This window comes from Pseudomonas entomophila (assembly GCF_018417595.1).
Classification (GTDB): domain Bacteria; phylum Pseudomonadota; class Gammaproteobacteria; order Pseudomonadales; family Pseudomonadaceae; genus Aquipseudomonas; species Aquipseudomonas entomophila_C.
The window spans coordinates 5,478,724-5,502,984 of sequence record NZ_CP070982.1 but is presented as its reverse complement, the minus strand read 5'-3'; the positions used below and the strand labels follow the sequence as shown (position 1 = coordinate 5,502,984).

Genomic DNA, 24,261 nt, shown 5'->3' with positions numbered 1-24,261 from the left:
TGCACTGCCGATGAAGTAGGGGCACAATGCCATTATTGATCTGCCGGGTCGGAGATTACCCTTGTTTCGTCTATCCGCTGTACGCGCGAGCCATTTCCTGCCTTCGCTGATTCTGTTGCTGGCAGGGCTTGCGGCAGCCTATGTGAGAGACCTCAGCGTCTTCTTCACATCGCTGTTCAACGTTCTTCCCACCTTGGTGCTGCTGCTGGGTGGCGCCTACTGTGCCGTGTACCGCCGCCAGCGCGAGCTGTTCCTGATGGTGGCGGTGTATATCGCCTATTTCCTGCTCGACACCCAGACCGACTATTACCGTGACAATGGCCGGGTCCGCGAAGACGCGGCGGTGATCTTCCACCTGGTCTGCCTGTTGTTGCCCGCGTTGTTCGGGCTCTATGCCGCCTGGCAGGAGCGCACCCACCTGGCCCAGGACATGCTCGCCCGGTTTGCCGTGCTGTTCGCCGTCGGCAGTGTGGCCGTGGCCCTGGAGCAGAGCTTCCCCGAAGCGTTGCTAGGCTGGCTGGCGGAAATCCGCTGGCCTTCGTTGCACGGGCAGTGGATGAGCCTGATCCAGCTGGCCTACCCGCTGTTTCTGGCGGTGTTCATCCTGCTGGTGGTGCAGTACCTGCGTGAACCCAGGCCGCTGCACGCGGCGCAGGTCATCGGCCTGATCGGCATCTTCTGGATGCTGCCCAAGACCTTCATCCTGCCCTTCACCCTTAACATCATGTGCAGCCAGGTGATGCTGATGATCGCCGCGGCGGTTTCCCACGAGGCCTACCAGATGGCCTTCCGCGACGAGCTGACCGGCCTGCCGGGGCGCCGTGCGCTGAACGAGCGCATGCAGCGACTGGGGCGCAACTATGTGATCGCCATGACCGACGTCGACCACTTCAAGAAATTCAACGACACCCACGGCCACGATGTCGGCGACCAGGTGTTGCGGTTGGTCGCCAGCCGTTTGTCCAAGGTCACCGGAGGTGGGCGTGCCTACCGCTATGGTGGCGAGGAGTTCGCCCTGGTGTTCGCCGGCAAGACCGCCGAAGAGTGCCTTCCCCACCTGGAAGCGGTGCGCGAAATGATCGCCAACTACGCTATCCAGTTACGGGACCAGAACAGCCGGCCCAACGATGATTCTGCCGGCCGCCAGCGCCGAGGGGGCGGGGCCAGCAGCACGGTATCGGTAACCATCAGTATCGGTGTCGCCGAGCGTCAGGTCGATCATCGCAACCCCGACGAGGTGCTCAAGTCCGCCGATCAGGCGCTCTACAGCGCCAAAGGCGCAGGGCGTAACTGCGTGATGACCTTCGGTCAGCAATCACGGCGTGGAGCCGTTCGCATGGCGTGACTATTGTCGACTATTCAGTCGCATGATGACCCTATGTCTCGTAAAAGTTGTTCGGTTACACTGCGTTCATCCCAGTGCCGCGGCCCCGACGGGCCGCCCCGACCCCGATAGCGAGAGGTTGTCATGGCTGAATATAAAGCGCCCCTGCGTGACATGGGCTTCGTCCTCAATGAAGTCTTCAACGTGGCCGAGCTCTGGTCGCAGCTGCCCGCCCTGGCCGAAGTGGTCGACGCGGACACCGCCATGGCGGTGCTTGAGGAAGCCGGCAAGGTCACCGGCAAGAGCATCGCTCCGCTGAGCCGCGCTGCCGACGAAGAGGGTTGCCATTGGGATAACGGTGCGGTACGCACTCCGGCAGGCTTCATTGACGCCTACAAGACTTACGCCGAGGGCGGCTGGGTCGGTGTTGGCGGCGATCCGCTGTTTGGTGGCATGGGCATGCCCAAGGTGATTTCGGCCCAGGTCGAGGAGATGGTCAACGCTTCGAGCCTGGCCTTCGGCTTGTACCCGATGCTGACCGCCGGCGCTTGCCTGTCGATCAACGCCCACGCCAGCGAAGCGCTCAAGGAACAGTACCTGCCGAACATGTACGCCGGTGTCTGGGCAGGCTCGATGTGCCTCACCGAGCCCCATGCCGGCACCGACCTGGGGATCATCCGCACCAAGGCCGAACCGCAGGCCGACGGCAGCTACAAGGTCAGCGGCACCAAGATCTTCATCACCGGCGGCGAGCACGACCTCACCGAGAACATCATTCACCTGGTGCTGGCCAAGCTGCCGGACGCCCCGGCAGGCCCGAAAGGCATCTCGCTGTTCCTGGTGCCCAAGTTCCTGGTCAATGAAGACGGCAGCCTCGGCGCGCGCAACCCAGCCACTTGCGGCTCGATCGAGCACAAGATGGGCATCCAGGGCTCGGCCACTTGCGTGATGAACTTCGACGAAGCGGTCGGCTACATCGTCGGTGAGCCGAACAAGGGCCTGGCGGCCATGTTCACCATGATGAACTACGAACGTCTTGGCGTCGGCATCCAGGGCCTGGCTTCGGCCGAGCGCTCCTACCAGAACGCCGTTGAGTACGCCCGCGACCGCCTGCAAAGCCGCGCCCCGACCGGCCCGCAAGCGAAAGACAAGGTGGCCGACCCAATCATCGTCCACCCGGACGTGCGCCGCATGTTGCTGACCATGAAGGCGCTGACCGAAGGCGGCCGCGCGTTCTCCACCTATGTGGCGATGCAGCTCGACAGCGCCAAGTACAGTGAGGACGCCGCGACCCGCAAGCGCAGCGAGGAGCTGGTGGCGTTGTTGACCCCGGTGGCCAAGGCGTTCCTCACCGACCTGGGCCTGGAGTGCACCGTGCATGGCCAGCAAGTATTCGGTGGCCATGGCTATATCCGTGAGTGGGGCCAGGAGCAACTGGTGCGCGACGTGCGCATCACCCAGATCTACGAAGGCACCAATGGTATCCAGGCGCTGGACCTGATGGGCCGCAAGGTGGTGGCCAGCGGTGGTGCCTACTACCGGCTGTTTGCCGACGAAATCCGCCAGTTCATCGCCAGTGCGGGTGGTGAACTGGGTGAGTTCACCAAGCCATTGGCCGCGTCCCTCGACCAGCTCGACGAGCTGACCGACTGGGTGCTGGACAAGGCCAAGGGCAACCCCAACGAGATCGGCGCCGCCTCGGTCGAGTACCTGCATGCATTCGGTTATGTCGCCTATGCCTACATGTGGGCATTGATGGCACGTGCCGCGCAGGCGGGCGAGGGCGATGCCGATTTCTATGGCGCCAAGCTGGGCACCGCACGTTTCTACTTCGCGCGCCTGCTGCCACGGGTTCATTCGCTGGTGGCTTCGGTGAAGGCTGGGAGCGAATCGCTCTATCTGCTGGATGCCGCGCAGTTCTGAGCCAGGCCCGTTCGCCGGCAAGCCTGGTTTTCACATAAAGACTGGTGTAATCCATGGAAGGGGCTGCTTTGCAGCCCCTTGTTGTTTCTGGCGTGTGGAGAGGTAATTTCGTGTAAGCATTTTCCTACACGACGTGGTGACTTTTCTCCTCTTTCCTAAGATTGGATCCACGGTTACTCTTTCTTACATGGACGGAGCGCAGGAAGCGCAATGGACAGAACAGGGACACCGTAGGATTTCCTGCCAGGATGGCGGGGTGAAATGGAAGTCACAGGGAAACAGTCTGGAAAACCCCGCTTCGGCGGGGTTTTCTTTGTGCGCGTGTTTCAGCCAAGCACATCCAGCGGCGACACGCCCAGCTGACGTGCGTCGGTCTCTTCCTCCAGCAGGGTGCGCAGCAGTTCGACCGAGGCCTGCTGGCGTTGGGCATCGCGAAACACCAGGCCGACCTTCAACGGTACCCGCGGTTCGCTCAGCGGTTTCCACAACAGCGCCTGGTCATCCTCCGCGGCATCCTTGGCCCGCCCGGGCAGGATGGTTGCCAGCGCGGTGTGCGCCAGGCTGTCGAGGATCCCTGCCATGTTGTTCATCTCTGCCTGCACCTGTGGCCTGCGCCCCAGGTTGGCCAGCTGTGCCTTCCAGATCTGGCGAATCTGGAATTCCTCTCCCAGCATCAGCATCGGCAGCTCCGCCGCCTGGCGGATCGAGACTTTCTTGAAATCCTTGAGCGGGTGGTTGCTGGGGATGACCAACTGCAGCTCGTCCTCGTACAGCATCAAGCCATGCAGGCCGGGTTGGCGCGGCGGCAGGTAGCTGATGCCGATGTCCAGGCTGCCATTGAGCAGGCGCCGCTCGATCTCCAGCCCCGACAGTTCGTAGATCTGCACCACAAGATGCGGCTGCGCCCTGCGTACACGCTCCAGCAACTGCGGCACCAGGCTCGGCCTCACGGTCTGCAGCACGCCGATGGCCAGGGTACGCAACGACTGGCCCTTGAAGTTGCGCATGGCTTCGTGGGCCCGTTGCAGGCCGTCGAGCAAGGGCAGGGCATGGTTGTACAGGGTGTGGGCGGCCAGGGTAGGCAGCAGGCGTTTGTTGCTGCGCTCGAACAGGTTCAGGTCGAGGCTGTGCTCGAGCTGGCGGATCTGTTGTGAAAGGGCCGGCTGGGACAGTGACAGGCGCTCGGCGGCGCGGCCTACATGGCCTTCTTCATAGACCGCGACGAAATAGCGCAGTTGGCGGAAATCCATAAGCAATACTTATCGAAAAAGCTGGAAAATCGGAATGGCCCCAGCGCGCCTTGGCGCCTAGTCTATCGCCGTATTCCAGAGGGTTACAGCGATCATCGCGAAGATTGTTACCCCGGATGAAAAACACTTTTGATAGGCAAGGCAAAATATTCATTACCCGGCGCCAGACCGGGCCTTGACCGCTCACGACCGTGAAAGGCTGGAACCCCGATGAACCTGTTCAACCTGCGCCGCCCGGCCCCTGCGCCCGCAGAGCCAAAGCGTGCACCGGCCGCCGAGCCGGCCCCGGCGCAGACTGACCGCAAGCGCTTGATGCCTGGCAGCGAACATGCGCCACAGGTGTTTGTGCGTGGCCAGGGCTCCTGGCTGTGGGACAGCGAAGGGCATGCTTTCCTGGACTTCACCCAGGGCTGCGCGGTCAACAGCCTCGGCCACAGCCCGAGCGTGCTGGTCAAGGCGCTGAGCGACCAGGCCCAGGCGTTGATCAACCCTGGCACGGGTTTGCATAGCCGTGGCCTGCTGAACCTGGTCGATCGGCTGTGCCAGAGCACCGGCAGCGACCAGGCCTACCTGCTCAACAGCGGCGCCGAGGCTTGCGAAGGGGCAATCAAGCTGGCGCGCAAATGGGGCCGGCTGCACCGTAATGGTGCCTACCACATCATCACCGCCAGCCAGGGCTGTCATGGCCGTAGCCTGGGGGCGTTGTCGGCTTCCGATCCGCTGCCATGCAACCGCTGCGAACCAGGCCTGCCAGGTTTCAGCAAGGTGCCGTTCAACGACCTCGCGGCGCTGCATGCCGAGGTCGATTCGCGCACCGTGGCGATCATGCTAGAGCCGATCCAGGGCGAGGCCGGGGTGATCCCGGCGACCCGTGACTACCTCCTGGGTGTCGAACGACTGTGCCGTGAGCTGGGCATCCTGCTGATCCTCGATGAGGTGCAGACCGGCGTCGGGCGCTGTGGCGCGTTGCTGGCGGAAGAAACCTACGGCGTACGGGCCGACATCATCACCCTGGGCAAGGGCCTGGGTGGCGGTGTGCCATTGGCCGCGCTGCTGGCCCGGGGCAGCGCCTGCTGCGCCGAGCCGGGGGAGCTGGAGGGCAGCCACCACGGCAACGCGCTGATGAGCGCCGCCGGCCTGGCCGTGTTGCGCACGGTGCTGGAACCCGGCTTCCTCGAACACGTGCAGGACAGCGGTCGCCATCTGCGCGATGGCCTCAGCCGCCTGGCCGGGCGCTATGGCCAGGGCGAGGTGCGTGGCCAGGGCCTGTTGTGGGCCATGCAGTTGCAGGCGGCCGAGGCTGGTGAACTGGTCGAGGCGGCGCTGCAGGAAGGCTTGCTGCTCAACGCCCCGCAGGCCGATGTGCTGCGCTTCTCGCCAGCCCTGACCGTGAGCAAGGGCAACATCGACGAGATGCTGGTACGCCTGGCCCGTGCCTTCGCCCGCCTGCATGCCCGGCAGCATGGCCGCCGCGAGGTGTCGGCCTGAGCGGCCATCCCGGCAAACCGAATTTCAACGAACCGTCTCGCGTTTCTGCGCATCGCCCCTGGCCTGCAGTATTTGGCCCGGGGCGTTTTTTTTTCCTCGCGCGCGGCGGTGGAACCTCTGCGCTGGGTGGCTGGTCTCTGTTGAAACCCTTCAAGGAGCGCAGCCCATGGACTTCATCCGCATCATCATCGCCATCATCCTGCCGCCGCTGGGGGTATTCCTCCAGGTCGGGTTCGGTGGGGCGTTCTGGCTGAATATCCTGCTGACCTTGCTGGGGTATATCCCAGGGATCGTCCATGCGGTGTACATCATCGCCAAGCGTTGAGCCGGCGGTGCCTCCGCCAATCAGCGGGTGGTCGCCTTCGGCTTGTATGCGCAGTAGCCTGGGCGCGGCCCGACCTTGGGGTGATTGCGGCAGGTGTCCGGGCGCTTGTCATAAATGGTGCACAGGCGGCTCTTGCGATCCAGATAGAGGCAGTCGTCGTTGCTCATCCGGGTCAGGGTGAAGATCCCCGATTTCTGGTTGAAGCGCTCGATGATGCCGTCCTTCTGCAGGCGCTTGGCGATGTTCTTCGGTGGCTCGTCTTTCTCGAACTCGTCCACCACGCCAATGCGGATCAGATCCTTGATCTTCACCTCCACCGGCAGGGTGCAGCAGGTCGAGTGGCAGCCGCCGCACATGTGGCTGGCGTAACGCTGCCAGGTCTCCAGGCGGTCGACTTCGGCGGCGGCGATCAGGGTCGGTTTCATGGTTGCGGTTTTATTCTTGCAAGGGAAATCACGGTTTCAGGGCGCGCGATGATACCGGAGTTGTTCAAATTGTGAACAACCTTTTGCCGGGTTTACCGGTGCTCGATGAAAACCGCGAACCGTCGCTGTCGCTCCGTGTCAGAGCGTCTAGGCTGAACATTCTCCCTGCGCTTTCGCCCATTTGCCCGAGGATGCCCCATGTCCCAGGAAACCGAAGCCCGTGACGAAAAGGACCATAGTGCAGAGGTGGCGGCCTTTCGCGCCGCCGTGCTGGCCAAGCTGACCTACGCGGTCGGCAAGGACCCTGAGCACGCCTTCGACCACGACTGGTTCGAAGCCATCGCCCTGGCGGCCCGCGATCACATGGTCGATCACTGGATGGACCACACCCGGCGGGCCTACCGCCGCAGCCAGAAGCGCGTCTACTACCTCTCCCTCGAATTTCTCATTGGTCGCTTGCTTTACGACAGCCTGAGCAACCTCGGTTACCTGGAGATTGCCCGCGAGGCCCTGCAAGGGCTGGACGTGGACCTCGAGCGCATCCGCCTGCTCGAGCCCGACGCGGCGCTGGGCAATGGCGGTCTCGGGCGCCTGGCGGCGTGCTTCATGGAGAGCATGTCGACCTTGGGCATCGCCGCCCACGGCTATGGCATCCGCTACGAGCACGGCCTGTTCCGCCAGGCGGTGGTCGATGGCTGGCAGCAGGAGCAGACCGAGAACTGGCTGGACTTCGGCAACCCCTGGGAGTTCGAGCGGGCCGAGGTGATCTACCCGATCAGCTTTGGTGGCAGCGTGGAGACCGTGACTGAAGCCGGTGGCCAGCAGCGCCAGGTCTGGTGGCCAGGCGAGACGGTGCGGGCAGTGGCCTACGACACGCCGGTGGTAGGCTGGCGTGGGGCCAGCGTCAACACACTACGCCTGTGGCGTGCCAGGGCCCTGGAGGAGTTGCACCTGGAGCGGTTCAACGCCGGTGATCACCTGGGTGCGGTAGCCGAAGTGGCCCGGGCCGAGAGCATTTCGCGAGTACTGTACCCCGCCGACAGTACTGAAGCCGGGCAGGAACTGCGCCTGCGCCAGGAGTACTTCTTCGTCTGCGCCTCGTTGCAGGATTTGCTGCGACGCCACCTGAACATGCACGAAACCCTGCTGAACCTGCCAGATGCCGCGGCGATCCAGCTCAATGACACGCACCCGTCGATCGCCGTCGCAGAGTTGATGCGCCTGCTGGTCGACCAGCATGAAATTCCCTGGGACAAGGCCTGGCAGCTGACCGTCGGCACCCTGGCCTACACCAACCACACCCTGCTACCTGAAGCCCTGGAAACCTGGCCGGTGGCGTTGATGGAGCGCATGTTGCCGCGGCACATGCAGATCATCTATTTGATCAACGCCTATCACATCGATTCGCTGCGGGCCAAAGGCCTGCACGACTTCGACGTACTGCGCGCGGTGTCGCTGATCGAGGAAGACAATGGCCGGCGGGTGCGCATGGGCAACCTGGCCTTCCTCGGTTCGCACAGCGTCAACGGTGTGTCGGCGCTGCACAGCAAGCTGATGAAGAGCACGGTGTTCGCTGAGCTGCACAAGCTCTACCCGCAGCGGATCAACAACAAGACCAACGGCATCACTTTCCGCCGCTGGCTGTACCAGGCCAACCCGCCGCTCACCACCATGCTGATCGAAGCGCTGGGCCCGCAGGTGCTGGACGACCCGGAAGGCAGGCTCAAGGCGCTGGTGCCGTTCGCCGACAAGGCCACCTTCCGCACGCAGTTCGCCGCCCAACGCCTGCACAGCAAGCGCGCCCTGGCCAGCATCATCCAGGACCGCCTGGGGGTGACGGTCAACCCCGAGGCGTTGTTCGACGTGCAGGTCAAGCGTATCCACGAGTACAAGCGCCAGTTGCTCAACCTGCTGCACACCGTGGCGCTTTACCAGGCCATCCGCAACGACCCCGGCATCGACTGGGTGGCGCGGGTGAAGATCTTCGCCGGCAAGGCCGCGGCCAGTTATCACCAGGCCAAGCTGATCATCAAGCTGGCCAATGACATCGCCCGGGTGGTCAACAACGACCCCACCGTGCGCGGCCTGCTCAAAGTGGTGTTCCTGCCCAACTACAACGTCAGCCTGGCGGAGAGCATCATCCCGGCGGCGGACCTGTCCGAGCAGATCTCCACCGCAGGCTACGAGGCGTCGGGCACCAGCAACATGAAGTTCGGCCTCAATGGCGCGCTGACCATCGGCACGCTCGATGGCGCCAACGTCGAAATGTGCGAGCAGGTGGGCGCGCAGAACATGTTCATCTTTGGGTTGACCGCCCAGCAGGTGGAGGCGCGCAAACGTAGCGGCGATTTCGGCGCCGCCGCAGCGATCGCCGCCTCGCGCCGCCTGGGGGATGTGCTGCAGGCGATCCGCAGCGGGGTGTTCTCGCCGGACGATCCGGCGCGCTATGCCGGGTTGATCGACGGGCTGATCGCCTATGACCGCTTCCTGGTGTGCGCCGATTTCGACGCCTACTGGGATGCCCAGCGCCGGGTCGAGGAGTTGTGGCATGCGCCGCAGGAGTGGTGGCGCATGGCGGTGCTCAATACCGCGCGGATGGGCTGGTTCTCGTCGGACCGGACCATTCGCGAGTATGCGACCGAGATCTGGAAGGCGCTGGATTGAGGCGGCCGCGGTTCGCCGGCAAAGCCGGCTCCTGCACGTACCCGTAGGAGCCGGCTTTGCCGGCGAACCGCCGCTGCGCGGGGCCCAAGCCGACCACTGACCGGCCTCTCGCTGAACTCAAGCCCGCCCGACGAGTCTCTTTGCTCGCTAGCGCTGCACTCTCCCTGTAAACTGCGGGGGTTTTTCTCCCCCTTTCCATTTCGGAGCCATACATGTCCCGCGTTACCCTGAGTCGCTATCTGATTGAGCAGACCCGCAGCAACAATACCCCTGCCGATCTGCGCTTCCTGATCGAAGTGGTGGCGCGTGCGTGCAAGGAGATCAGCCACCACGTGTCCAAGGGCGCCCTCGGCGGCGTGCTGGGCAGCATGGGCACCGAAAACGTGCAGGGCGAGGTGCAGAAGAAGCTCGACGTGATCTCCAACGACATCCTGCTCGAAGCCAACGAGTGGGGCGGCCACCTGGCCGGCATGGCGTCCGAAGAGATGGACAACGCCTACCAGATCCCCGGCAAATACCCCAAAGGCGCCTACCTGCTGGTCTTCGACCCGCTGGACGGTTCGTCGAACATCGACGTCAACGTCTCGGTCGGCACCATCTTCTCGGTACTGCGTTGCCCTAACCAGTACCTGAGCCAGAACGAAAGCCTCAACGAAGCAGCCTTCCTGCAGCCGGGCACCGAGCAGGTCGCCGCCGGCTACGCCATCTACGGCCCGCAGACCATGCTGATCCTGACCCTGGGCAACGGCGTCAAGGGCTTCACCCTGGACCGCGAACTGGGCAGCTTCGTGCTCACCCACGAAAACATCCGCGTACCGGAAACCACCGCCGAATTCGCCATCAACATGTCCAACCAGCGCCACTGGGAAGCCCCGGTACAGCGCTACGTGGGCGAGCTGCTGGCCGGTGAGACCGGCCCGCTGAAAAAGAACTACAACATGCGCTGGATTGCCTCGATGGTGGCCGACGTGCACCGCATCCTGACCCGTGGCGGCCTGTTCATGTACCCGCGCGACGCCCGTGAACCGAGCAAGCCGGGCAAGCTGCGCCTGATGTACGAGGCCAACCCGATGTCGTTCATCATCGAACAGGCCGGCGGCGCCTCCACCAACGGTTACGATCGCATCCTCGACATCAAGCCGGAGAGCCTGCACCAGCGCGTGTCGGTCATCCTCGGCTCGAAGGAAGAGGTCGAGCGCGTCACCGCCTACCACAAGGAGTAAGTCATGCTCGCACCTTGGCAGCCGTTGCTGGAATGGTGGTTCGGTTGGGGCGCCAGTCCCCAGGCCGTGGCTGACGAGAAGAGCACGCTGTGGTTCGGCAAGCACCACGATGTCGATGCCCAGGCGCTGTTCGGTGATCTGACCGAACAGGCTCTGGCCGGTGGGCTCGACGAGTGGCAGCAGAGCCCGCAGGGCTGGCTGGGCCTGCTGATCCTGCTGGACCAGCTGCCGCGCATGATCCACCGCGACACACCTAGGGCCTTCGATGGCGACCGGCGTGCCCAGGTGGTGGCGATGCAGGGCTTGCAGAAGGGCTGGGACTACCAGCTGCTGCCGATCCAGCGGGTGTTCGTGCTGCTGGTGCTGGAGCATGCCGAGGTGCTGGACTGGCAGAACCTGTGCGTGGAGCGTTACCGGATGCTGCTGGATGAACAGCCGGAGGCCAATCGCCGGTTGTTCGAAGGGTTCCTCGATTATGCCGAGCAGCACCAGCGGGTGATTGCCCGCTTTGGGCGCTTCCCGCACCGCAACCTGGTGCTGGAGCGGCCGAGTACCAGCGAGGAGATGGATTTCTTGCTGGAGCCTGGGTCCCGCTTTTAAGGCTTGGTGACAGGGCGTGGGAGCGGGCTTGCCCCGCGATAGCTCATCGCGGGGCAAGCCCGCTCCCACGCCGCTTGCTCAGATCCTGAAGCTACCCACCAGATGCTTCAACCGCTCGACCTGATGTTCCAGGTCGGTGCAGGCACGCAAGGTGCTCTGCAGGTTGTGCACCCCTTCCTGGTTCAACGTATTGATCTCGTTGATGTCGACATTGATCGACTCGACCACGGCCGTCTGCTCTTCGGTGGCGGTGGCCACTGACTGGTTCATGCCATCGATCTCGCCGATGCGCTGGGTGACGCTGCCCAGGCGCTCGCCGGCCTGGTTGGCGATGCCCACGCTGCGGTCGCTGTGCGCCTGGCTCTGGTTCATGGTGCTGACCGCCACCTGGGCGCCGGCCTGCAGTTCCTCGATCAGGCGCTGTACCTGCTGCGCCGAATCCTGGGTGCGGTGGGCCAGGTTGCGCACCTCGTCCGCCACCACGGCGAAGCCACGGCCGGCCTCACCGGCGCGGGCAGCCTCGATCGCGGCGTTGAGCGCCAGCAGGTTGGTCTGCTGCGAGATACCGCTGATCACGTCGAGGATCTGGCCGATGTTCGCCGTGTGGTTGTTCAGCGTCTCGATATTGCCGCTGGCGTCGCTGATGCGCGCCGACAGCTGATTCATCACGTCGATGGTCTCGCCGACCACTTGCTGGCCTTCCTCGGCCAGGCCACGGGCGGCGCTGGAGTGCTGCGAGGCGAGGGCGGCGTTCTGGGCGATTTCCTGGGCGGCGGCACCCAGCTGATTGATCGCCGCGGCCACGCTGCTGGTGCGGCTCGACTGCTGGTCGGCGTTGTGGATCGAGGCGTTGGAGGCGTTGACCACCTGGCCGGCCACGGCATTCACCTGGCCGGTGGCCGAGGCCACTTCACGGATGGATTCGTGGATCCGCTCGACGAAACGGTTGAACGACTGCGCCAGGCTGCCGAACTCGTCCTGGGCGTGGATGTTCAGGCGCCGGGTCAGGTCGCCTTCGCCCTCGGCGATGTCGCGCATGGCGCGGCCCATGATGTGCAGCGGCTCCATCAGCACGCGGATCAGCAGGCCCAGCAGGGCGATGATCACCACCACTGCGATCAGCGTCGCCACCACCGCCGAGGTGCGCAGCTCGCCAAGCATGGCGAAGGCCGCGTCCTGGTCGAGCACCAGCGCCACGTACCAGTCCGCCGACGGCACGCCGTCGACATGGGTGAAGCTGATGAACTGCTTGCGGCCGTCGACCTCGACCTCTTTCAGGCCGCTGCCGATGCGCAGGTCGCTGCCAGGGTAGACGTCGGCCAGGGCCTTGAGCGCCAGCTCGGCCTTGGGGTGGATGAGCACCTTGCCTTCGCCGTTGACGATGAAGGCATGCCCGCGGCCACCAAAGTCCAGGGTGTTGATCAGGTTGCTGATGGTCTGCAGGTCGGTGTCGACGCCGCTCACGCCGATCATGCGCCCGCCCTGTTGCACCGGGGTGGCGAGGGTGATCACCAGCTTGCCGGCCGAGACCGAGATGTACGGCTCGGTGACGATGGTCTGGCCTGCCGCGCTGGCCGCCTTGTACCAGCCGCGCACGCGCGGATCGTAGTCGGCGGCGCGGTTGCCCACCGGCACCGACTGCATGCTGCCGTCCTGGCCGCCGAAGTAGGTGAGGATGAAGTTGCTGCCATACACCGGCAGCGCCAGGATGCGGTCGAGGCTGTTCTTGCCCGGGCCGTCGACGGCGACCTGCTGGGCCACCGAGTTCACCAGCTGGATGCGGCTGTCGAGCCAGGTGCGGATGTTGCCGGCGGTGAGGTTGCCCAGTGACTGCAACGTCGACTCGGTGTCGCTGCGCAGTGACTGGCGCTGTCGGTAGTCGTTGAACAGGACGAAGCAGGTGAAGGCAACGGCCACCACCAGGGCGGCGGCCAGCAGGATCTTGTGGCTGAACTTGAGGTTCTTGGTCATTTTTTTGAAGTCTGCGCACGGGCACGAAGGAGGGGTGGGTGCGGCAAAAGGCCACACCACGGCTCTGTGTCGGTACGCCGGAATAAAACATTAATCGTTTGCGCACCAGGCGACCAACGGCGCACAACGAAACCTCGACGGGCAGGGAACCGAGCAGCCATTTTCCCTTCTAAGCTCCCTGCAGGCCCTCGTACCTGTGTACCTATCTCCAGGAGTGTCCCTTCATGTCGTTGCGTTCCCTCGCCCTGTTGTCCTTGTGTGTCGTCCTGACCGCCTGCAGCAAGATCAACCAGGAAAACTATTCCAAGCTCAAGGCCGGCATGAACAAGGCCGAGGTCGAGCAGTTGCTCGGTACGCCGAAGGAGTGTTCCGGCGCGCTGGGCATGAGCAGTTGCACCTGGGGTGACGAGAAGAGCTTCATCAGCGTGCAGTACGCTGCCGACAAGGTCCTGATGTATTCCGGTCAGGGGCTCAAATGAGGCGCCTGCACCTGCTGTTGGGGGTTTGCCTGGTGATGCTGCTCGGTGGCTGCGCCACCTCGGCCACCGACCCGCTGGCACCGAAGACCGCAGGTGCGGTCGATCTGAAGCGTTACCAGGGCAAGTGGTTCGAGCTGGCGCGTCTGCCGATGAAGTACCAGGACGGCTGCGCCCAGTCCGAGGCCCACTACAACCTCAAGCCAGACGGCAGCGTGGGCGTGCTCAACCGGTGCCGCACGCTGGGCGACGAATGGCTGCGCGCCGAGGGGCATGCCACGCCGCAGCAGCCGGGGCACACCGACAAGCTGTGGGTGGAGTTCGACAACTGGTTCACCCGGCTGGTGCCTGGCGTGGCCAAGGGCGCGTACTGGATCCTCTATGTGGATGATCGCTATCGCACGGCGATCGTCGGCAGCCCGGATCGCAAGTACCTGTGGATACTTTCGCGCACGCCTTCGCTGCCGGCCTGGGAGCGGGAGAACCTGCTGGCCAGGGCGCGGCAGCAGGGCTTCGACACCAGTCGGTTGATCTGGCGTTCGCCGGACAAGGATATCGTTGCCCGGCATTGAGGCCATAAGGCTGCTTGCATTGCAGGGACCTGTAGGAGCGGCTTTAGCCGCGAACCCCGGCAAGGCCGGGGTTGGCCCGCGTTGTTTGCTTCGCGGCTGAAGCCGCCCCTACAGGGTATGTGCTCAGGCCAGCAGTTGGCGCAGCACCTCGACGAACGCCACTGCGCTTTCTTCCTCTTGGTCATGCCGTCCCTGGCGCACCACCCACTGGCCGTTGACCATCACATCGCGCACCTGACGGTCGCCACCGGCGAACAGCCAGCGGTTCAGGATGGCATCGCCATCGGCCATGGCCAGGTACGGGTCCTGTCCATCCAGCACCAGCCAGTCCGCTCGTTTGCCCACCGCCAGTTCGCCGATCGGCTGCCCCAGCGCCTGCGCGCCGCCCACCAGCGCGGCGTCGTACAAGGTTCGCCCGACCATCGCCTGATCCGCGCGATACAGCCGGTTGCGCCGTTGGTCGCGCAGGCGCTGGCCGTATTCCAGCCAGCGCAGTTCCTCGACCACGCTCAGCGACACATGGCTGTCCGAGCCGATCCCCATTCGCCCGTTCTGGGCCAGGAAATCCACGGCCGGGAAGATACCATCGCCCAGGTTGGCCTCGGTGGTCAGGCACAGCCCGGCCACCGCGCCACTGCGGGCCATCGCGGCGACTTCGTCGGCTTCGGCATGGGTGGCGTGAACCAGGCACCAGCGCTCATCCACCTCGACATGCTCGTAGAGCCATTGCAGCGGGCGGCGGCCACTCCAGGCCAGGCAGTCGTCGACCTCCTTCTGCTGCTCGGCGATGTGGATGTGGATCGGGCAAGCCTTGTCGCTGGCACCCAGTACATCGGCGATCTGCCCTGGGGTGACGGCGCGCAAGGAGTGGAAGCACAACCCCAGTTGCTGCGCCGGCTGTCGCGCCAGCAGCGGGGCAAGCTGTTGCTGCAGTTGCAGGTACTGTTCGGTCGAGTTGATGAAGCGGCGCTGCCCCTCATTGGGCGCCTGCCCGCCAAAGCCCGAATGGCTGTACAGCACCGGCAGCAGGGTCAGGCCGATGCCGCTGGCCGCCGCGGCGGCGCTGATGCGCCGGGACAGCTCGGCCGGGTCGGCGTAGCGCTGGCCGGCCTGGTCATGGTGCACGTAGTGGAATTCCGCCACCGAGGTGTAGCCGGCCTTGAGCATCTCGATGTACAGCTGGCGGGCGATGACTTGCAACTGCTCGGGGGTGATGCGCCCGACCAGGCGATACATCAGGTCGCGCCAGGTCCAGAAACTGTCGTTGGGGTTGCCGGCCACTTCCGCCAGCCCCGCCATGGCCCGCTGGAACGCGTGCGAGTGCAGGTTGGGCATGCCTGGCAGCAATGGGCCGGCCAGGCGCTCGGCGCCCTCGGCGTCGGCGTCGGCCATGATCGCGGCCAGCCGGCCATCGGCGGCGACCTCCAGGCGGACATTGCGGGCCCAGCCCGTAGGGAGCAGGGCACGTTCGGCGAAAAAGGCTGGCATCGGTGAAATCCTGTTATTGTTCAACTTGTATATACATATACAGCCGTTTGCCTGCCGGGTAAACTCCGGCAAGCTACCGTTCACTCCAACCGTCAAAGGACTCAACGCCGTGCCGACACTTCCTGTCTCCGCGCTGGTTGCCCAGATGGGCGAAGGGCCGGCGCCGCTCTACGCCCGGGTGAAACAGATGATCATCCAGCAGATCGAGAGCGGCAGCTGGCCGCCTCATCATCGGGTGCCTTCCGAGAGCGAACTGGTCAACGAGCTGGGTTTCAGCCGCATGACCATCAACCGCGCGCTGCGCGAGCTGACCGCCGAGGGCCTGCTGGTGCGCATGCAGGGCGTCGGCACCTTCGTCGCCGAGCCCAAGACCCGCTCTGCGCTGTTCGAGGTCAACAACATCGCCGACGAGATCGCCGGCCGTGGTCACCAGCATAGCTGCCAGGTGATCAAGCTCGCCGAGGAAGCCGCCGGCTCCGAGCGGGCCCTGGCCCTGGACATGCGCGAAGGCCAGCGGGTGTTCCACTCGCTTATCGTGCATTACGAGAACGGCGTGCCGGTGCAGATCGAGGACCGCTACGTCAACGCGGCCATCGCCCCGGACTACCTCAAGCAGGACTTCACCCGGCAGACGCCCTACGCCTACCTGTCGCAGGTCGCGCCGCTCACCGAAGGCGAGCACGTGGTCGAGGCCATCCTCGCCGAGCCTGAAGAATGCAAGCTGTTGCAGATCGAGCGTGGCGAGCCCTGCCTGCTGATCCGCCGCCGCACCTGGTCGGGCCGCCAGCCGGTGACCGCCGCGCGCCTGATCCACCCCGGTTCCCGTCATCGCCTTGAAGGACGATTCAGCAAATGAGCCAGCTGCAGCTGTTGCGCGCCCACGACTACCCGCGCATGCCCTGGAAGAACGGTGGCGGTTTCACCGAAGAGATCACCCGTGACGCAGGCGACAGCCTGGACGGTTTCGGCTGGCGGCTGTCGATCGCCGATATCGAGGAGTCCGGTGGCTTTTCCACCTTCGCCGGCTATCAGCGGATCATCACCGTGCTGCAGGGCGATGGCATGCGCCTGCTGGTCGACGGCCAGGCCAGCAGGCCGCTGCTGCCGTTCGACGCGTTCGCTTTCAGTGGCGAGAGCCAGGTCAGTTGCAAGCTGCTGGGCGGGGCGATTCGCGATTTCAACCTGATCTATGCACCGCAGCGGTATCAGGCGCGCTTGCAGTGGTTCGATGGTTCCAGCCGGTTGTTCAGTTCGGCGTCGACGGTGTTGCTGTTTGCCGCCGGCAATCATGTCGAGGTGGCGCTGGCCGGGCAGGGCAGGCAGCAGCTTGGGCGCTATGACTGCCTGCGGATTGATGGCAACGAGGGGTTGCTGGAGCTGGATGTGCAGGGGCGGTTCTGCCTGATCGAGCTGATTTCACGCTGATCCATCTGTAACAAAATCGCGGGGCAAGCCCGCTCCCACGACCAACGAGTGCTGGCGTGGGAGCGGGCTTGCCCCGCGATGCTTTTCGGAGGAACGGTCGGTCTTTTTTGGTTGCCTATGCTTGTACATACAAGTAAAGATGTGTTTGTATAGTCGCCACGACACACACATGCCGTCGGATGACCGCAGAGGACCTTTCCCGTGACTGACAACAACAAATACCGTGACGTAGAAATCCGCGCCCCGCGTGGCAACAAGCTGACCGCCAAAAGCTGGCTGACCGAAGCCCCGCTGCGCATGCTGATGAACAACCTCGACCCGCAGGTCGCCGAGAACCCCAAAGAGCTGGTGGTGTACGGCGGCATCGGCCGCGCCGCGCGCAACTGGGAGTGCTACGACAAGATCGTCGAGACCCTGACCCGCCTGGAAGACGACGAAACCCTGCTGGTGCAGTCGGGCAAGCCGGTCGGCGTGTTCAAGACCCACAGCAACGCCCCGCGCGTGCTGATCGCCAACTCCAACCTGGTGCCGCACTGGGCCAACTGGGAACATTTCAACGAGCTGGACGCCAAAGGCCTGGCCATGTACGGCCAGATGACCGCCGGCAGCTGGATCTACATCGGCAGCCAGGGCATCGTCCAGGGTACCTACGAAACCTTCGTCGAGGCCGGCCGCCAGCACTACAACGGCAGCCTGAAAGGCAAGTGGGTACTGACCGCAGGCCTGGGCGGCATGGGCGGCGCCCAGCCACTGGCCGCGACGCTTGCCGGCGCCTGCTCGCTGAACATCGAGTGCCAGCAGAGCCGCATCGATTTCCGCCTGGAAACCCGCTACGTCGACGAGCAGGCCAAGGACCTGGACGACGCCCTGGCGCGCATCGCCAAGTACACCGCCGAAGGCAAGGCCATCTCCATCGCCCTGCACGGCAACGCCGCCGAAATCCTGCCCGAGCTGGTCAAGCGTGGCGTGCGCCCGGACATGGTCACCGACCAGACCAGCGCCCACGACCCGCTCAACGGCTACCTGCCGGCCGGCTGGACCTGGGAGCAGTACCGCGACCGCGCCCAGACCGACCCGGCTGCCGTGGTCAAGGCCGCCAAGCAATCGATGGCCGTGCACGTCAAAGCCATGCTCGACTTCCAGAAGCAGGGCATCCCGACCTTCGACTACGGCAACAACATCCGCCAGATGGCCAAGGAAGAGGGCGTGACCAATGCCTTCGACTTCCCGGGCTTCGTGCCGGCGTACATCCGCCCGCTGTTCTGCCGTGGTGTCGGCCCGTTCCGCTGGGCCGCGCTGTCGGGCGACGCAGAAGACATCTACAAGACCGACGCCAAGGTCAAGGAACTGATCCCGGACGACGCCCACCTGCACCGCTGGCTGGACATGGCCCGCGAGCGCATCAGCTTCCAGGGCCTGCCGGCGCGTATCTGCTGGGTTGGTCTGGGCCTGCGCGCCAAGCTGGGCCTGGCGTTCAACGAAATGGTCCGTAGCGGCGAGCTGTCGGCGCCGGTCGTCATCGGCCGTGACCACCTGGACTCGGGCTCGGTGTCCAGCCCCAACCGCGAGACCGAAGCCATGCGCGACGGCTCCGACGCGGTCTCCGACTGGCCGCTGCTCAACGCCCTGCTCAACACCGCGGGCGGCGCCACCTGGGTTTCGCTGCACCACGGCGGTGGCGTGGGCATGGGCTTCTCCCAGCACTCGGGCATGGTCATCGTCTGTGACGGTACCGACGAAGCCGCCGAGCGTATCGCCCGCGTACTGACCAACGACCCGGGGACTGGCGTGATGCGCCACGCCGATGCCGGTTACCAGATCGCCATCGACTGCGCCAAGGAGCAGGGCCTGGACCTGCCGATGATCACCGGCTGATCGCCGCGCTTTGGATCGCACCCTGCAAGGGTGATACTGAACAACAAGAAGGGGCCCCGTGCGGCCCCATGCGATTGGAGTAGCGAAGTGACCGAATTGACCCTCAAGCCCGGCACCCTGACCCTGGCCCAGCTGCGCGCCATCCATGCCGCCCCCGTGCGCCTGCAACTGGACGCCAGTGCCGCGCCGGCCATCGACGCCAGCGTCGCCTGCGTCGAGCAGATCATCGCCGAAGACCGTACCGCCTACGGCATCAACACCGGTTTCGGCCTGCTGGCCTCGACCCGCATCGCCAGCCATGACCTCGAGAACCTGCAACGCTCGCTGGTGCTGTCCCACGCCGCCGGTATCGGCGCGCCGCTGGACGACAGCCTGGTGCGCCTGATCATGGTGCTGAAGATCAACAGCCTCAGCCGTGGCTTCTCCGGCATCCGTCGCAAGGTGATCGACGCGCTGATCGCCCTGGTCAACGCCGAAGTCTATCCACACATCCCGCTCAAGGGCTCGGTCGGCGCGTCCGGCGACCTGGCACCGCTGGCGCACATGTCGCTGGTGCTGCTGGGCGAGGGCAAGGCTCGCTACAAGGGGCAATGGCTGTCGGCTACCGAAGCCCTGGCTGTCGCCGGCCTGGAGCCGCTGACCCTGGCCGCGAAAGAGGGCCTGGCCCTGCTCAACGGCACCCAGGCGTCCACCGCCTACGCCCTGCGTGGCCTGTTCCAGGCTGAAGACCTGTACGCCGCGGCCATCGCCTGTGGCGGCCTTAGCGTGGAAGCTGCGTTGGGTTCGCGCTCGCCGTTCGATGCGCGCATCCATGAAGTGCGTGGTCAGCGTGGCCAGATCGACACCGCCGCCTGCTTCCGCGACCTGCTGGGTGACTCCAGCGAAGTGTCGCTGTCGCACAAGAACTGCGACAAGGTCCAGGATCCGTACTCCCTGCGCTGCCAACCGCAGGTCATGGGCGCCTGCCTGACCCAGATCCGCCAGGCCGCCGAGGTGCTGGGCATCGAGGCCAACGCCGTGTCGGACAACCCGCTGGTGTTCGCCGCCGAGGGTGACGTGATTTCCGGTGGCAACTTCCACGCCGAGCCCGTGGCCATGGCTGCCGACAACCTCGCCCTGGCAATCGCCGAGATCGGCTCGCTGAGCGAGCGTCGCATCTCGCTGATGATGGACAAGCACATGTCCCAGCTGCCGCCGTTCCTGGTGGAGAACGGTGGGGTCAACTCCGGCTTCATGATCGCCCAGGTCACCGCCGCCGCGCTGGCCAGCGAGAACAAGGCCCTGTCGCACCCGCACAGCGTCGACAGCCTGCCGACCTCGGCCAACCAGGAAGACCACGTGTCGATGGCCCCGGCCGCCGGCAAGCGTCTGTGGGAAATGGCCGAAAACACCCGTGGCGTGCTGGCCATCGAATGGCTGGGCGCCTGCCAGGGCCTGGACCTGCGCAAGGGGCTGAAGACCTCGGTCAAGCTGGAGCAGGCGCGCCAGGCGCTGCGCCGCGAAGTGCCGCACTATGACCGCGACCGTTTCTTCGCGCCGGACATCGAGGCGGCCTCCACGCTGCTGGCCAAAGGCACCTTGACCGGCCTGCTGCCGGCTGGGGTTCTACCTAGCCTGTAACACCGCCGGGGGCCGCTTTGCGGCCCTTTCGCGGCACAAGGCCGCTCCTGCACAGGCAACGCGTTCCCCTGTAGGAGCGGCCTTGTGCCGCGATGGGCTGCGCAGCAGCCCCCTCATTCTCACGACCAGAACAAGAATAAGGACGTGACATGCAACAAGCTCAAGGTCTCAAGCGCGGGCTATCGGCCCGGCATATCCGTTTCATGGCGCTCGGTTCGGCAATCGGTACCGGGCTGTTCTACGGCTCCGCCTCGGCCATCCAGATGGCCGGCCCGGCCGTGCTGCTGGCCTACCTGATCGGTGGCGCCGCCGTGTTCATGGTGATGCGCGCCCTCGGTGAGATGGCCGTGCACAACCCGGTGGCCGGCTCCTTCGGTCACTACGCCAGCACCTACCTCGGCCCCATGGCCGGCTTCATCCTCGGCTGGACCTACGCTTTCGAGATGGTCATCGTCGCCATCGCCGACGTGACGGCCTTCGGTATCTACATGGGCTTCTGGTTCCCCGAGGTCGCCCGCTGGATCTGGGTGCTGGGCATCGTCTTCCTGATCGGCGGCCTGAACCTGTGCAACGTCCGGGTCTTCGGCGAGATGGAGTTCTGGCTGTCGCTGCTCAAGGTCGGCGCCATCGTCGCGATGATCCTCGCCGGCCTGGGCATCATGGCCTTCGGCTTCAGCCAGGTGGACACCGGGCACGCGGTCGGGGTGAGCAACCTGTTCGAGCACGGCGGCTTCATGCCCAATGGTGTCAGTGGCTTGATCGCTTCGTTCGCGGTGGTGATGTTCGCCTTCGGCGGCATCGAGATCATCGGCGTCACCGCCGGTGAAGCGAAGGATCCGCAGCGCGTGATCCCCAAGGCGATCAACGCCGTGCCGCTGCGTATCCTGCTGTTCTACGTGCTCACCCTGTTCGTGCTGATGTGCCTGTACCCTTGGCCGCAGATCGGCAGCCAGGGCAGCCCGTTCGTGCAGATCTTCAGCAACCTGGGGATCGGTTCCGCCGCGGCCGTGCTCAATATCGTGGTGATCTCGGCAGCCATCTCGGCGATCAACAGCGACATCTTCGGCGCCGGCCGCATGATGTACGGCCTGGCCCAGCACGGCCAGGCGCCGCGTGGCTTCGGCAAACTGTCGAAACATGGCGTGCCGTGGATGACCGTGGTGGTGATGGGCGCGGCGCTGCTGGTCGGCGTGCTGCTCAACTACCTGATCCCGGAGAACGTGTTCCTGCTGATCGCTTCCATCGCCACCTTCGCTACCGTGTGGGTGTGGCTGATGATTCTGGTCACCCAGGTGGCCATGCGCCGTAGCATGAGCCGCGAAGAGGTTGCCCAACTCAAGTTCCCGGTACCGTTCTGGCCCTATGGCCCGGCCCTGGCCATCGCATTCATGGTGTTCATCTTCGGTGTGCTCGGCTACTTCCCCGACACCCAGGCAGCGTTGATCGTCGGCGTGATCTGGGTGGTGTTCCTGGTGGCGTCCTACCTGCTGTGGTGCAAGCCGCGCGCGGGCCGTGGCGAGCCGGCCCGGGAGTCGGTCGAGTTGCACCGCTGAAGCCTACAAGGAGATCCTGATGAGAACCCTCTGGCAGCATTGCCACGCAGCGACCATGACCGAGGGCCGTTACTCGGTCATCGAGGACGCGGCAATCGTCACCAGCGCAGGCCTGATCGAGTGGATCGGCCCGCGCGGTGAAGTACCGCCGGTCGCGGCCGGCCGCGTCGTCGACCTGGGCGGTGCCTGGGTGACGCCCGGGTTGATCGACTGCCACACCCACGCGGTGTTCGGTGGCAACCGCAGCGGCGAGTTCGAGCAGCGCCTGCAGGGCGTCAGCTACGCCGAGATCGCCGCCCAGGGCGGTGGTATCGCCAGCACCGTGCGGGCCACCCGCGCGGCCAGCGAGGACGCGCTGCTGGCCAGTGCCCGCCAGCGGGTCCAGGCACTGATGCGCGACGGCGTGACCACGATCGAGATCAAGTCCGGCTACGGCCTGGACCTCGAGAACGAACGCAAGATGCTGCGCGTCGCCCGGCGCCTGGGCGAGGAACTGCCCGTGACCGTGCGCAGCACCTGCCTGGCCGCCCACGCCCTGCCGCCGGAATACGCGGGCAGGGCGGACGACTACATCGACCATATCTGCGACCAGATGCTCCCGGCACTGGCCGCAGAGGGCCTGGTGGACGCGGTGGATGCCTTCTGCGAACACCTGGCGTTCTCGCCAGCCCAGGTCGAGCGCCTGTTCATCAAGGCGCGCGAGCTGGGGCTGCCGGTCAAGCTGCACGCCGAGCAGTTGTCGTCGCTGCACGGTTCGAGCCTGGCCGCGCGCTACCAGGCGCTGTCGGCCGACCACCTGGAATTCATGACTGAAGAGGACGCCATCGCCATGGCCAAGGCCGGCACGGTCGCCGTGCTGCTGCCGGGGGCGTTCTACTTCCTGCGCGAAACCCAGTTGCCGCCGATGGATGCCTTGCGCCGCCATGGGGTGAAGATTGCCCTGGCCAGCGACCTCAACCCCGGCACCTCGCCGGGGCTGTCGCTGCGCCTGATGCTGAACATGGGTTGCACCTGTTTCCGCATGACCCCGGAAGAGGCCCTGGCCGGTGTCACCCTGCACGCCGCCACCGCGCTGGGGCTGGGCCACAGCCATGGTTCGCTGGAAGTGGGCAAGGTGGCGGACTTCATCGCCTGGCAGATCGAACGCCCGGCCGACCTCAGCTACTGGCTCGGCGGCGACCTGCCCAAGCGCGTGGTGCGCCTGGGCCATGAGATATCCAATTGAGCGAGGCGACATGGACAAGGTTTTGAGTTTCCACCAGGGCCGCCTGCCCTTGCTGATCAGCATGCCTCACGCCGGGTTGAACCTGACCGCCGCGGTGCGCGACGGCCTGGTCGAGCCTGCGCGCAGCCTGCCGGACACCGACTGGCACATCCCGCGCCTCTACGACGTCGCCCGCGAACTGGGCGCCAGCGTGGTGGCGGCGGAGTACTCGCGGTTCGTCATCGACCTGAACCGGCCGGATGACGACAAGCCGCTGTATGTCGGCGCCACCACCGGCCTGTACCCGGCGACTTTGTTCGACGGCGAGCCGTTGTTCAAGGACGCTCAGGTACCGACCGCCGGCGAACGGGCAACGTACCTGGAAAGGATATGGCGCCCGTACCACGACACGATTCGCCGTGAACTGGCGCGTCTGCGTGAAGAGTTTGGTTATGCGTTGTTGTGGGATGCCCACTCGATTCGTTCGGTGATCCCGCACCTGTTTGACGGCAAGTTGCCGGACTTCAACCTGGGCACCTTCAATGGTGCTAGTTGTGATCCGGTATTGGCCGAGCGGCTGCTGGGTGTTTGCGCCGAGTTCCCGGCTTACAGCCATGTGCTCAACGGGCGTTTCAAGGGGGGGCACATCACTCGCCATTATGGCGATCCGGCCAATCACATCCATGCGGTGCAACTGGAGCTGGCGCAGAGCACCTACATGGAAGAGAAAGAACCGTTCGCCTACCGCGAAGACCTGGCGCAACCGACCCAGGAGGTCTTGCGGCGCCTGCTGGAAACCACCTTGCAGTGGGCGCGCGAGCGCTACGGTCGCTAGGCCCCAGCGCCTGGCGCGAT

The 24,261-nt window shown here is 65.0% G+C and carries 20 protein-coding genes and 1 pseudogene; 16 read left to right on the top strand and 5 right to left on the bottom strand.

The window, feature by feature from the left end; genetic code table 11:
- The first annotated feature begins 61 nt into the window (after positions 1–61).
- Positions 62–1,345, top strand: a complete 1,284-nt coding sequence (locus JYG34_RS24110; RefSeq protein WP_213658664.1) for a GGDEF domain-containing protein — start codon at positions 62–64, stop codon at positions 1,343–1,345.
- A 123-nt stretch (positions 1,346–1,468) separates the two neighbouring features.
- Positions 1,469–3,247: an acyl-CoA dehydrogenase C-terminal domain-containing protein gene (locus JYG34_RS24105; protein ID WP_213658663.1), complete on the top strand. Its 1,779-nt coding sequence runs from the start codon at positions 1,469–1,471 to the stop codon at positions 3,245–3,247.
- Positions 3,248–3,573: 326 nt separating this feature from the next.
- On the opposite strand, the gene JYG34_RS24100 is transcribed toward JYG34_RS24105, so the two are convergent.
- Positions 3,574–4,497 (bottom strand): LysR family transcriptional regulator, encoded by a 924-nt coding sequence (locus JYG34_RS24100; protein ID WP_213658662.1) that lies wholly within the window; start codon positions 4,495–4,497, stop codon positions 3,574–3,576.
- A 210-nt stretch (positions 4,498–4,707) separates the two neighbouring features.
- Between JYG34_RS24100 and JYG34_RS24095 the strand changes: the two genes are divergently transcribed.
- Positions 4,708–5,985 (top strand): aspartate aminotransferase family protein, encoded by a 1,278-nt coding sequence (locus JYG34_RS24095; RefSeq protein WP_213658661.1) that lies wholly within the window; start codon positions 4,708–4,710, stop codon positions 5,983–5,985.
- A gap of 166 nt (positions 5,986–6,151) precedes the next feature.
- The gene (locus JYG34_RS24090) at positions 6,152–6,310 is read left to right on the top strand and encodes a YqaE/Pmp3 family membrane protein (protein WP_009681539.1); all 159 of its coding nucleotides are present in this window, start codon (positions 6,152–6,154) and stop codon (positions 6,308–6,310) included.
- Between the two features lie 20 nt (positions 6,311–6,330).
- Here the strand turns inward: JYG34_RS24090 and JYG34_RS24085 are convergent, their stop codons facing one another.
- Positions 6,331–6,735, bottom strand: a complete 405-nt coding sequence (locus JYG34_RS24085; RefSeq protein WP_213658660.1) for a YkgJ family cysteine cluster protein — start codon at positions 6,733–6,735, stop codon at positions 6,331–6,333.
- A gap of 198 nt (positions 6,736–6,933) precedes the next feature.
- Here JYG34_RS24085 and JYG34_RS24080 point away from each other — a divergent pair, with 198 nt between their 5' ends.
- The 3 genes from JYG34_RS24080 to JYG34_RS24070 all read left to right on the top strand — a co-directional run bounded on the left by JYG34_RS24080 (position 6,934) and on the right by JYG34_RS24070 (position 11,222).
- A complete protein-coding gene (locus tag JYG34_RS24080) occupies positions 6,934–9,399 on the top strand; it encodes a glycogen/starch/alpha-glucan phosphorylase (RefSeq protein ID WP_213658659.1) in 2,466 nt (821 codons plus the stop codon).
- Between the two features lie 212 nt (positions 9,400–9,611).
- A complete protein-coding gene (locus JYG34_RS24075) occupies positions 9,612–10,622 on the top strand; it encodes a class 1 fructose-bisphosphatase (protein WP_011536096.1) in 1,011 nt (336 codons plus the stop codon).
- A gap of 3 nt (positions 10,623–10,625) precedes the next feature.
- Positions 10,626–11,222 (top strand): DUF924 family protein, encoded by a 597-nt coding sequence (locus tag JYG34_RS24070; protein ID WP_213658657.1) that lies wholly within the window; start codon positions 10,626–10,628, stop codon positions 11,220–11,222.
- Between the two features lie 78 nt (positions 11,223–11,300).
- Here JYG34_RS24070 and JYG34_RS26775 read toward each other — a convergent pair whose 3' ends face one another.
- Entirely contained in the window at positions 11,301–12,026 is a 726-nt protein-coding gene (locus JYG34_RS26775) for a methyl-accepting chemotaxis protein (protein WP_420806634.1), read from the bottom strand.
- Positions 12,027–12,155: 129 nt separating this feature from the next.
- A pseudogene (locus JYG34_RS26770) lies at positions 12,156–13,193 on the bottom strand (HAMP domain-containing protein); the annotation flags it as partial.
- Between the two features lie 224 nt (positions 13,194–13,417).
- Between JYG34_RS26770 and bamE the strand changes: the two are divergent.
- Together bamE and JYG34_RS24055 are read left to right on the top strand one after the other, a co-directional pair.
- Positions 13,418–13,672, top strand: a complete 255-nt coding sequence (gene bamE, locus JYG34_RS24060) for an outer membrane protein assembly factor BamE domain-containing protein (protein ID WP_011536093.1) — start codon at positions 13,418–13,420, stop codon at positions 13,670–13,672.
- Positions 13,669–14,241 carry a lipocalin family protein gene (locus tag JYG34_RS24055; protein WP_213658655.1) on the top strand — a complete coding sequence of 191 codons (573 nt, stop codon included), beginning with the start codon at positions 13,669–13,671 and terminating at the stop codon, positions 14,239–14,241. The genes bamE and JYG34_RS24055 overlap by 4 nt, the downstream gene beginning before the upstream one ends.
- Positions 14,242–14,364: 123 nt before the next feature.
- Here the strand turns inward: JYG34_RS24055 and JYG34_RS24050 are convergent, their stop codons facing one another.
- Positions 14,365–15,729: a formimidoylglutamate deiminase gene (locus JYG34_RS24050; RefSeq protein ID WP_213658654.1), complete on the bottom strand. Its 1,365-nt coding sequence runs from the start codon at positions 15,727–15,729 to the stop codon at positions 14,365–14,367.
- A gap of 145 nt (positions 15,730–15,874) precedes the next feature.
- Between JYG34_RS24050 and hutC the strand changes: the two genes are divergently transcribed.
- The 7 genes from hutC to hutG all read left to right on the top strand — a co-directional run bounded on the left by hutC (position 15,875) and on the right by hutG (position 24,241).
- Complete coding sequence (gene hutC, locus JYG34_RS24045) at positions 15,875–16,585, top strand: histidine utilization repressor (RefSeq protein ID WP_162042970.1); 711 nt, start codon at positions 15,875–15,877, stop codon at positions 16,583–16,585.
- Complete coding sequence (locus JYG34_RS24040) at positions 16,582–17,154, top strand: HutD/Ves family protein (protein WP_213658653.1); 573 nt, start codon at positions 16,582–16,584, stop codon at positions 17,152–17,154. The genes hutC and JYG34_RS24040 overlap by 4 nt, the downstream gene beginning before the upstream one ends.
- 201 nt (positions 17,155–17,355) lie before the next feature.
- A complete protein-coding gene (gene hutU, locus JYG34_RS24035) occupies positions 17,356–19,029 on the top strand; it encodes a urocanate hydratase (protein WP_213658652.1) in 1,674 nt (557 codons plus the stop codon).
- Between the two features lie 87 nt (positions 19,030–19,116).
- Positions 19,117–20,649 (top strand): histidine ammonia-lyase, encoded by a 1,533-nt coding sequence (gene hutH, locus JYG34_RS24030; protein ID WP_213658651.1) that lies wholly within the window; start codon positions 19,117–19,119, stop codon positions 20,647–20,649.
- A gap of 149 nt (positions 20,650–20,798) precedes the next feature.
- The gene (locus tag JYG34_RS24025) at positions 20,799–22,202 is read left to right on the top strand and encodes an amino acid permease (protein WP_213658650.1); all 1,404 of its coding nucleotides are present in this window, start codon (positions 20,799–20,801) and stop codon (positions 22,200–22,202) included.
- Positions 22,203–22,221: 19 nt separating this feature from the next.
- Positions 22,222–23,427, top strand: a complete 1,206-nt coding sequence (gene hutI / locus JYG34_RS24020) for an imidazolonepropionase (protein WP_213658649.1) — start codon at positions 22,222–22,224, stop codon at positions 23,425–23,427.
- A 10-nt stretch (positions 23,428–23,437) separates the two neighbouring features.
- Entirely contained in the window at positions 23,438–24,241 is an 804-nt protein-coding gene (hutG, locus tag JYG34_RS24015) for an N-formylglutamate deformylase (protein ID WP_213658648.1), read from the top strand.
- Positions 24,242–24,261 lie beyond the last annotated feature (20 nt).